The 10,290-nt window shown below is 68.4% G+C and carries 8 protein-coding genes; 5 read left to right on the forward strand and 3 right to left on the reverse strand.

Features of this window, described 5'->3' with window-relative positions:
- Window positions 1–15: 15 nt before the first annotated feature.
- Window positions 16–993, reverse strand: coding sequence for a helix-turn-helix transcriptional regulator (locus ACTWQA_RS38020; protein WP_443163781.1), 978 nt, complete (start codon window positions 991–993; stop codon window positions 16–18).
- A gap of 85 nt (window positions 994–1,078) precedes the next feature.
- On the opposite strand from ACTWQA_RS38020, the gene ACTWQA_RS38025 reads away from it, so the two are divergent.
- The gene (locus ACTWQA_RS38025) at window positions 1,079–1,813 is read left to right on the forward strand and encodes an SDR family oxidoreductase (RefSeq protein WP_443163782.1); all 735 of its coding nucleotides are present in this window, start codon (window positions 1,079–1,081) and stop codon (window positions 1,811–1,813) included.
- Between the two features lie 111 nt (window positions 1,814–1,924).
- Here the strand turns inward: ACTWQA_RS38025 and sppA are convergent, their stop codons facing one another.
- Window positions 1,925–3,622 (reverse strand): signal peptide peptidase SppA, encoded by a 1,698-nt coding sequence (gene sppA, locus ACTWQA_RS38030; RefSeq protein WP_443163783.1) that lies wholly within the window; start codon window positions 3,620–3,622, stop codon window positions 1,925–1,927.
- 85 nt (window positions 3,623–3,707) lie between these two features.
- Here sppA and ACTWQA_RS38035 point away from each other — a divergent pair, with 85 nt between their 5' ends.
- Window positions 3,708–5,147, forward strand: coding sequence for an ATP-binding protein (locus ACTWQA_RS38035; RefSeq protein WP_443163784.1), 1,440 nt, complete (start codon window positions 3,708–3,710; stop codon window positions 5,145–5,147).
- A gap of 220 nt (window positions 5,148–5,367) precedes the next feature.
- Here the strand turns inward: ACTWQA_RS38035 and ACTWQA_RS38040 are convergent, their stop codons facing one another.
- Complete coding sequence (locus ACTWQA_RS38040; RefSeq protein WP_443163785.1) at window positions 5,368–5,721, reverse strand: hypothetical protein; 354 nt, start codon at window positions 5,719–5,721, stop codon at window positions 5,368–5,370.
- 221 nt (window positions 5,722–5,942) lie between these two features.
- Between ACTWQA_RS38040 and ACTWQA_RS38045 the strand changes: the two genes are divergently transcribed.
- The 3 genes from ACTWQA_RS38045 to ACTWQA_RS38055 all read left to right on the forward strand — a co-directional run.
- The gene (locus ACTWQA_RS38045) at window positions 5,943–6,773 is read left to right on the forward strand and encodes a helix-turn-helix domain-containing protein (RefSeq protein ID WP_443163786.1); all 831 of its coding nucleotides are present in this window, start codon (window positions 5,943–5,945) and stop codon (window positions 6,771–6,773) included.
- Window positions 6,763–6,981, forward strand: a complete 219-nt coding sequence (locus tag ACTWQA_RS38050) for a DUF397 domain-containing protein (protein ID WP_443163787.1) — start codon at window positions 6,763–6,765, stop codon at window positions 6,979–6,981. The genes ACTWQA_RS38045 and ACTWQA_RS38050 overlap by 11 nt, the downstream gene beginning before the upstream one ends.
- A 1,173-nt stretch (window positions 6,982–8,154) precedes the next feature.
- Window positions 8,155–10,290, forward strand: a 2,136-nt coding sequence (locus ACTWQA_RS38055; protein ID WP_443163788.1) for a DNRLRE domain-containing protein, incomplete at its 3' end; no start/stop codon positions are given.

Below are 10,290 nucleotides of genomic sequence, written 5' to 3' on the forward strand. Positions count from 1 at the left end.
CTTTCCTGTTGTCCGTCAGCGCTCGGGAACGCCGCCAGGCGCGGCGGCGTCGCAGTGCCGCGCCACCTGCCGCAGCGCCTCCAGCAGCTCCGGGGGACCGTCCACGGTGAAGGGCAGCCCGAGTGCGGCGAGGTAGACGGCCAGCGTCAGTGGGGTGGCGGCGCCGATGTGCAGGAGGCACCGGTCGTCGTCGAGATGCTCCACCCGGGCCACCGGCGGCACCCGCTCGCTGACGGCCGCGAATGGTGCGTGCACGGTCGCGACGGTACGGCAGGGGCCAAGCGTCGAGGCCACGCCCTTGGTGACGAAGTCGATCGCGTCCCCCGGCGGCATCCAGCGGCCGGGAAAGGACGGCCCCATCGGGGTACGGGGCGTGAGCCGGTCGATGCGGAACGTGCGCCAGTCGTCGCGGCCGACGTCCCACGCCACCAGATACCAGCGACGCCCGGTCGACACCAGCCGGTGCGGCTCGGTGTCGCGCACGGTGGCGTTGCCGTCGTGGTCGCGGTAGTCGAACCGCAGTCGCCTCCGGTCCCGGCAGGCCGAAGCCAGCGTGGCCAGCACATCGGAGTCCACGGCCGGGCCGGTGCCCGCCGGCACGGGCACCGTGTACGCGGTCAGCGCGGCCAGGCGCGGGCGCAGCCGGGCGGGCAGCACCTGCTCGAGCTTGGCCAGTGCGCGCAGTGACGTCTCCTCGATCCCGCCCACCGTCTGGGCCGCCGCCGTACGCAGGCCGACCGCGACCGCCACGGCCTCCTCGTCGTCCAGCAGCAGGGGCGGCAGCCGGGCCCCGGGGCCCAGCCGGTAGCCGCCTGCCGTCCCGGAGGTGGCCGACACCGGGTAGCCGAGGTCGCGGAGGCGTTCGACGTCGGAGCGGATGGTCCTGGTGCTGACGCCGAGCCGGTCCGCCAGCTCAGGGCCCGGCCAGTCGGTGCGTGATTGGAGCAACGACAGCAGGCGCAACAGCCGCGCGGCGGGGTCTCTCGTGGTCACGGAATCCACCCTTTCTCACCTCGCGGAAGTTCTGCTTCCGCGACGGCTGCCATGGTGAGGGCTCCTGGAACAGAAAGGGACTTCCATGCATGCGGCAGCAGTGGTGACGGGTGGATCGCGTGGCATCGGCCGGGCCGTGGTGGAGCGGCTGGCCGGTGACGGCGCCACCGTCGTGTTCAGCTACGTCGCCGACGAGCGGGCGGCTCGGCAGGTGGAGGAGGTGTGCGGAGGGCGGGCGACGGCCGTACGCGCCGACGCGGCCGACCCTGATCAGGTGGAGCGGCTGTTCGCCACGGCGGACCAGGTGTTCGCCGGCCAGGCGGCGGGGCCGCTGTCGGTGCTGGTCAACAACGCGGGCGTGATCGACCACACGCCGATCGAGGAGCTGACCCAGGAGGTGTTCGAGCGGGTGATGGCGGTCAACGTACGCGGCGCGTTCTTCGCGGTGCAGGCGGCCGCCCGCAGGATGGCCGACGGCGGCCGGATCGTGACCGTCTCCTCCACCGGCACCGCCTGGCCCAGCGCGGGGGAGTCGGTCTACGCCGCGAGCAAGGCGGCGATCGAGCAGCTCACCCGGGTCGCCTCCCGCGAGCTGGGACAGCGCGGGATCACAGTCAACGCGGTCTCGCCCGGACCGACCGACACCGACCTGCTCCGCGCCAACGTCCCGCGGGAGACGGCGGCCACGGTCGCGCACATGACGGCCCTGGGCCGGATGGGCACGCCGGCGGACATCGCGGCTGTCGTGGCGCTGCTGGTGAGCTCAGACGCCGCCTGGCTGACCGGGCAGAACCTCACAGCCGACGGCGGCCTAGTATGACGACGTCAGGTGCCGCGCGGCCGGCTGAATCCGCTTCCGCCGGCTTCAGCGCCCGCTGGCGGATGGTGTGCCACCCGCCACCGTCAGGCCATGCTCCATCTGGTCACCTGGTCAGCGGATGATGTACCACTCGGGCAGGATCAGCGGGCCCGCGGCCGGGAGTCCCAGTTCGGCGGACAGACGGGCGAGGGGCCCCCAGGCATCCAAACGCACCCTGGCCAGCGCGGCCGACTTGTCCTCGCTGGACTCCGGCCCGCGCAGCCGCTCCAGCGGGTTGAGTCGCGGATACATGCGGACGGGCGCGTCCTCCGCGAGCCCGGCGCGCTTCCTGGCCAGCGCCAGCGCGTCCTCCAGCCCGCCCAGCTCGTCCACCAGCCCGCCAGACTGCGCGTCGGCGCCGGTCCACACCCGGCCGCGGGCCAGTTCGTGGGTTCGCTCGCGGGTCAGTTTGCGGCTTTCGGCGACCTTGGCCACGAAGTCGTCGTAGATCCGGTCGAGCCAGGCGTTGATCCGCTCCCACTGCTCGGGGGAGAAACTGCGGGACGTGGAGAACATCCCCGCGTTGGCCCCCTCCGCCACCATTTCCGAATTTATCCCCATTTTGCCGAGCAATTCGGAAAAAACGGGCTTGCCGCCGTACACGCCGATGGAGCCAGTCAGTGTGCCGGGCTGGGCCACGATCACGTCGGCGGCCATCGACACGAAGTAGCCGCCGGACGCCGCCAGGTCGCCCATGGAGACGATCACCGGCTTCACCTTGCGCGTCAGCGACACCTCGCGCCACACCGTGTCGGAGGCCACGTACGAGCCGCCGGGGCTGTCGACCCGGAAGACGACCGCCTTGATGTGCTCGTCGCGCCTTGCCGCCCGGAACGCGGCGCTGATCGTGTCGGAGCCCATCGCGCCGCCCCCGCCGAGCGGGCTCCGGCCGCTGCGCCCAGTCTTGATCATGCCGGTGCCGTGGACGAGCGCGATCCCGTCGGCCAGCGGGTGCGGCAACTTCCGCACGGCCGCGGCCCTGGCGTACCTGGACACGTACTGCAAGTGCGCCTCGCCGCCCGCGGCCTTCTTGACCTCGTCGTACACCTCGTCCCGGTACGCCAGCTCGTCGACCAGCCCGGCGTCCTTCGCCTCCGCGGCCGTGAACGGGCCCCGGTCGATCAGCTCCCGCACCTTGCCCGCGTCCAGCCTGCGGCCGTCGGCGATGCCGGCGATCATCGTCTCGGTGACCGATTCCACAATGCGGCCCATGGACTCGCGGTGCGCTTCGGTCATGTGGTCCTGGGTGAAGGTGTTGGGGGCGGTCTTGTACTCATGCCGCTGCCCGGCCTCGAACCCCACTCCCAGCTTCGTCAGCGCCCCCTTGAGGAAACGCTGCTCCAGCGCCACCCCGGTCAGCCCGACGTCGCCGCTCGGCTGCAGGCAGACGCGTTCGAACGCGCTGGCGAGGTAGTAGGGCACGGTGCCGCCGCCGAACTCGCCGAACGTCTCGGAGAACGCCACCGTCAGCTTGCCGGAGGCCCGGAACTGGATCACGGCCTGGCGCAGCTCCTGCACCATGGCCAGGCCCAGGGGGGCGGTCCCGATCTTCACGATCAGCGCCTTGACCCTGGAGTCCTGCCTGGCCCTGCGCAGCCCGGACAGGACGTCGGACAGGCGCGTCTTCCGCATGGACAGCACCGCGGCGAGCGGGTCCGTCGGCGGGCCTTCCGTAATGCCCTCGGTGAGATCGAGCTCCAGCACCAGCGGGGCGGTGCGCCGCTGGCGAAGCTTGTCGACGGTTTCGAAGATCGCCTTGCCTGCGTCCATAGAAGCCACCCTAAGCGACACATTTCGAAATGCCGCTTAGAACTATACAGCTAAGGTGTATAGGCCTTAGCTGTATAGTTCTACTGTGAATCCGGTGATCAAGCCCGACTACGTCTTCGATCGCGACGAGGAGTGGGCCGGCCTGGTGAGGTTCGCCACGTCGCCCAGCCCTGACGCGCGGCTCGGCATCGTGAGTGGCAGGCGCCGCCAGGGCAAGACGTTCCTTCTCGACGCCCTGGTCCAGGAATCCGGCGGGTTCATCTTCACCGGGCTGGAAGAGACGGAAGCCGAGGCGCTGGCCCGATTCGGTCAGAAATTGGCCGCACGGACGGGAGGCGGGCGTTATGCGTTCGCCAACTGGGACGAGGCGCTGGAGCGGCTGTTCGCCGTCGTCCAAGAGGGGATCATCGTGATCGACGAGTTCCCCTACCTGGCCAAGGCGTCCCCTTCGCTGCCCTCACTGATCCAGCACGCTCTCGACCCCAGCGGATACATTCGGCGCGGCAATGCTCGCTTGCTGCTGTGCGGCTCCGCCATGGGGGTGATGGGCAAGCTGCTGGCGGGCAACGCGCCGCTGCGCGGGCGGGCCAGCCTGGAAATGGTCGTCAAGCCGCTGGACTATCGGGCGTCGGCCGAGTTCTGGGGGATCGGCGATCCGCGCCTTGCGGTGCTGGTCCACTCCGTCGTGGGGGGCACGCCGGCGTACCGGCGCGAGTTCGTGGCCGGTGATGCTCCGGCATCGATGGAGGACTTCGACGCGTGGGTCCTGCGGACCGTGCTCAACCGGCAGATGCCGCTGTTCCGCGAGGCGCGGTATCTGCTGGCCGAGGAGACCGACATTCGCGACATGGCCTTGTATCACGCCGTGCTCGGCGCCATCGCCGCCGGGAACGCCACGCGGGGCGGGATCGCCAACCACATTGGCCGGAAATCTCCAGACATCGGGCATCCGCTGGCGGTGCTGGAGGACTCTCACCTGATCGCCCGTGAAGCCGACGCCTTCAGGAAGGGCAAATCCCTCTTCCGCATCTGCGAGCCCTTGATCGTCTTCTATGAGGCGGTGATGCGCAGCGAATGGCCCCGGCTGGAACGTGGCCGGTCCGAGGCCGCCTGGCGCGACTCCCGGGCCAGGTTCCTGTCACAGGTGGTCGGACCGCATTTCGAAGGACTGTGCAGGGAGTGGGCGATGCTCGCCGAGGCCGAGGTGTTCGGCGACTTCCCTGGTGAGGTGGCCGCCGGCACCGTCGCGGACGCGGTCAACAGGACGCAGATCGAGGTCGATGTGGCGGTTCTCGCCCCGGAGGAGCACGGCCGCCCGCGGCGCGTGCTGTCTCTCGGTGAGGTCAAGTGGGACAAGGTGATGACCTCAGGGCATGTGGACCGGTTGCGGCGAGCCCGCGACCTGCTGTCGGCCAAGGGCTACGACACCAGAGGCACGGTGCTCGCCTGCTATAGCGGCGCCGGGTTCCAGGCGGACATGCCAGGAGACGTTCGCTTGATCGGGTTGGAGCAGCTTTACGCGTGACTCCCAGCGCTTCAGGCCGCGCCCGGCAATCTCCTCGATGGGGAAAACCCTTTCTCGCGGCGGATTTCCTGCTCCAGGTGCTCGTAAAGCTCGGTCAGGGTCGCGCCGCACCGCACGTTGGAGAGTCCGCTGCGGCCGGGCGTCGGGACAGTCCGAATAGCGATGTAGCCGCCCCCAGCGCCCTCCAAGATTTCCCAACCAGGAAACCTCCTGACCGTCGTCACAGCGCCCGCCACCCTCGTACGACGCTGTGCAGGTAGATGGCCGCCTCCTCATGAGCGCCTACCGGAAATCGGGGATCGTCGGAACGACCGGCCGAATGCACCGCGTAGGCTCGACCGTCGTCGCCGTCTACGATCTCGACCTTCGCCCGGAATTCGCGGTTGCGGCCACGCACTTCCAGAGCCGGAGGCATGTGATGGAGATAGACGGGATTCCCCGCGCGCATGTTCAGGAGGATCACCTTAATTATGGTGGCGGAGATGTTCAGGGACGAAAGGGCGGTGCTGAGGAGGTCCAGGAGGGCCACGTCTCGTTCTGCACGATCCACAAGAACGTCATCGCTGGTCGTCACCCGTCTTTCCTTTCGTGGATTGGTTGGCGTCCAACAAGTGCAGAGTTTGTCCAGTTATGTGATGCTGAAACCTCGGCTATTTCCCTGGATAGGTATTCCAAGAATGCTCGCGCCCGGCTATTTTCGGCAGACGAGTGCGGTAACACCTTCGCGCAGTCTTGTTGTGGCCCTGTTGTGGCCCGCGACAACTCCTGTTTGCCCCCAGAACGAACGGAGTCGAGATGCCAGCCGAGCCGGACATTCCCGCTGAAGTGCCCCCAGAAGTAGCCTTCGGCCGCGAACTGCGTCGGCTGCGGCAGGCTCAGGGGTGGACTCTGGAGGCGTTCGGAAGTAGGGCCGGGTATTCAGGGACGATGATCGGCTACTTCGAGCTCGCGAAGCGTCCCGTACCCGAGGGCTTCGTTGCGGTTGCTGAAGAGGCGTTGGGGCTCAGCGGGGAGCTGGTGGCGCTCTGGAAGGAGATCAATCCCAAGCACACGCCCAAGTGGTTCAGGCAGTGGCCGAAGATCGAGAAGGCCGCTGTGGCCATCAGGACCTGGCAGCCTCTCGTGATGCCGGGTTTGCTTCAGACCGAGGGCTATGCGCGTGCCTTGCTGCTGGCCGAGCCGGGGGCGACGGATGAGCAAGTGGAGGAGATGGTGCGGGCGCGGCTGGAGCGGCAGGCCATTTTTGAGCGCCCGGCGCCGCCCATGTACGCGGCCGTCATCGACGAAGGGGTCCTGCGCCGCCCCATCGGCGGCGAGAAGGTCATGCGGGAGCAACTCGAACGCCTCTTGACCGCGATGGATCACCCGAAGATCACCATCCAGGTCGTCCCGGTCCACGTGGGTGCCACTCCGGGACTGCTGGGCGGTTTCGCCGTGGCTCAGCTTCCCCACGGGCCCGACACGGCTTACCTGGAGTCGGCCTCAAATGGACAGGTAACCGATCGCGTGGAAGAGGTCAGGGCGATTAGCCTGAGATATGACGCGATCCGTGCCTGGGCCCACCCCAAGCACGTCACCAAAGATGTGGTACGCGAGCTGGTGGAAAGGTTTGGCAATGAGCGATGAGGTGGCGGACGAGCTGGCCCGCGCCCACTGGCGCAAGGCCACGAAGTCCGGCTCGAACGGCGGCGACTGTCTGGAGGTCGCCCCGCTCTCCGGGGGACGTGTGGGCATCCGCGACTCGGAGGCGCCCGAGAAGCCTCCATTCGTCGTCCCTGGTGCCGTCTGGGACGCCTTCATTGATGGCGTGAAACAGGGCGAATTCGACTTCTAATTGATGGCACTCCGTCCCAGCCCGACGAGCCATGTGGGCGGCATTGCCGCAGCCCCAGACCGTCACCCCGCGGGACAAATTCCGCCAGAAGACGCCCGACACGTACGTTGGGGGGCCGGAATCCATGCCCGTCCTCGGTCGAGATGCCAGAGAACATCCTTCTGCTGCGCTGGCGGCAGCAGCCACCGTCCAGCAGCGCCCGGTAGCTCCGCTGGAGATCGCCGGCCGTGGAGACCCGTGTCGCCGGCCGCCCAGCCGGTGGACGCGTTGAGCTTGGTCACGTCGTCCGTCTTGGCGCCGGGTCCGGGCAGCAGTAGCTGGGTGCCGCCCGTGCGGGCCCTTGATTCTCGTCTCGTCGTGCCCGCAGAGGGCTGAGCGCGGGGCCGATCAATCACCTCATACGCCGCATGGAGGCGCACGGCAACGTCGTCGCCTTCCTCCGGCACGACCCCGACGCGGTCACGGTCGACGCCTTTTCCACCTCGAGCCTGCCCAGGCCGATCGTGGTGCTGACGCCCAACAGGAAGAGGGGCCGACCAGACCCAGCCACCCACCAAAGGGAGGTGACCTTGGTGGCTAACGCTGGACACAGTGTCCTCCCGAAGGGGTGCCACGAGGGCTTTCTCGAGCTAGCCCCGGGCTAGCCAGGATGGCGACGGTAGTCAAGATCGTCTGGAGGAAACTCGCGGCTCCGGGTCGGCTTGACGTGTCTTTCTTCAGGTCAGGGATGTGTTGGCCGGAGGTTTACGGACTGTGATGTTTTCTGTGAGTTTGCTGTGAATTGACTGTCGGAGTGTTGCCGGGTGCTTGTGATCACCTGCGGGTTTCACTCTGCGTTACCGCTGGCGTGGGTCGGCTGGGATCCCATCTTCGGATCGATCTTCGCAGCCGGGAGGGCTTGTCGCCCCTGCTTCAACAGTGTGTTCGGTCATTCGGGTAAGTCACCTTCCATTGGTCTTGACCGAATGTGCCGGTTTGTGACGTTATTTGGGTGTTTTGCTCTGAGGATCTTTTAGATCCTCCTTACCTGCGGCCCCGCAAGGGGTCGCGTGAGTGTGGAGTGTGCCCGTGTCGCAATTACCCCTCCCTCGACCGCAACCGGCTGGACGGCCCCGACTCCGGCGTCACGCACGGTTACGCCGATCCGTCACTCTGATCACTACCCTCGCCCTGGTGCTGTCGCTGGCCCCGGTGTCACCTGCCGTGGCGCAAACCGGCCCGGCCGGGCCCGGGTTGCTCTCCCAGGCGGTGAGCTGGCTGGCCGGGCAGGTGGCCGGCTGGTTCGCCGTCGAGCCGGAGGGCAAGACACCCCCGAGCGCCGGCAAGGTCACGCTGCCGGGCCGCGACACCCGCCCGGCGGCCGGGTGGCAGGCGGCCCCGCCCGGCAAACGCGTCAAGGAAGTTAGCGGCAAGCGGTGGCGGTACGGCACCGTGTATGAGCTGGATGATGGTCGTTCGCAGGCGGAGATCTCGACTCGGCCGGTGCATTATCAGGACGCCTCGGGCGCCTGGGAGAAGATCGACACGACCGTCGCGGCGGCCGAGGGGGACGGGTTCGTCCACGGCAACGACAAGGCCGGCTTCCAGGCCCGCTTCGGCGACAAAACCGACAAGCTGGTCCGGATCGGCGTCGGTAAGCGGCAGGTCACGTTCGGCCTGCCGGGTGAGGCGCGGCCGGTAGTCCCGAGGGTGGACGGCTCGACGGTCACCTACCCGGGCGTGTGGGACGGCGCCGACCTGGTCTACACCGTCACCGCCTCGGGGGTCACCGAGCACCTGCGGCTCACGAAAGCGCCCGCGACCGGGACGGTGTTCGCGTTCACCGTCAAGACCGGCGGCGGCCTGCAGGCGCGGCAGAACGCCGACGGGTCGATCGTCTTCACGGGTGAGGACGGGGATCGCGCGTTCACCATCCCGCGCCCGTTCATGATCGACGCTCAGTCGGATGCGGCCTCGCCGTTCGGCAAGCGCACCGGCGCCATCACCCAGGAGCTGACCTCGGGTCAGGGCGGTGAGGCGACGATCACGCTGAAGCCGGATGCGGCGTGGCTGGCCGCGCCGGAGCGGGCGTGGCCAGCCGTGATCGACCCCACTCTTAAGATCAACGACTGGGCGATCGACGTTTACGACAGCTACGTCAGCCAGGCCGCGGCCACCACCAACTATGCCGACTCCTGGAAGCTGCCGGTGGGCAAGACCTCTGCCGGGTTGAACCGGGCGCTGCTGTTCTTCGGGGCGCCTCCCGCGGACGTGCTGCCGATTGCCACCCAGATCGACCAGGCCAAGCTCGAGGTGTACTTCGACCAGGCGCTGGGTGAGAGCGCGGCGGTGACGCTGGCCGCCCACGAGATCACCGACGATTCCTGGACCTGGGACCCGCTCGGCACCACGTGGAACAACCAGCCGTCGTTCGCCTCGACCGCGGCTTCGACGGTGACCCGCCAGCCGGGGGAGTTGTCGCGCTGGCACGCCTTCGATGTGACCGCGATGGTCAACGGCTGGTACTCCAGCGTGGCGGCGCCGATGGCCGGCGTCTTGCTCAAGGCCGCCAACGAGGCCAGGACCGCCCCGGTGGGCGGGGTGGCCTATCACGCGATGGACGACTTCGGCGCGGTCGATCCGCTGACCGTGGACCCGGTTGCGCATCCGCGTCTGCTGGTGACGTTCGGCAAGCCGTCGGTGACGTTGGAGCAGCCGACGTTGGCCACCTCGGTGGGCGCGTCACTGTCCTGGAGCGCCTACGCAGACCCCACCCCGGGCGATGCCTCCGATGATCTGGTGGAGTACCGGCTGCGGCGCATCTGCCCGTCGGGCTGCCAGATCACCGCCAACACCACCGGCGGTGACGGGGACGACCTGGTGGTGACGCTGGGGCCGGAGGTCACCTCCTACGTCGACACCAGCAGCGGCGCCGACCCGTTCGATGCCGCCAACCCGGACTACGCCCACCAGGCGGACTACTGGGTGGAGGCGGTGCTGGCCAACGGGAAGGTGGTGCCCTCGCAGAGGGTGCGGGCGTTCCTGCCCAAGCCCGGCTACGTCACCAAGACCCTGTACGGCAGCGCCGACACCACCCTGTCGTCCGGGGAGCCGTCGGCCGGCCACGATGTGGTGGGCGGGCAGAAGCGGCTGCAGGTCGGCAACACCGCCACCACGCTGGCCAACACCCGCGCCGTGGTCACGTTCGGCGACTACACCGAGCAGATCCCGGCCGGCGCGCAGATTGCCGACGCGCGGTTGTCGCTGTGGCAGGCCACCGCCACCGGCACCGGCGCCTCCTTCACCGCCCACAAGCTCACCAATGCCTCC

The sequence above is a fragment of the Nonomuraea sp. 10N515B genome (assembly GCF_052245915.1).
Classification (GTDB): domain Bacteria; phylum Actinomycetota; class Actinomycetes; order Streptosporangiales; family Streptosporangiaceae; genus Nonomuraea.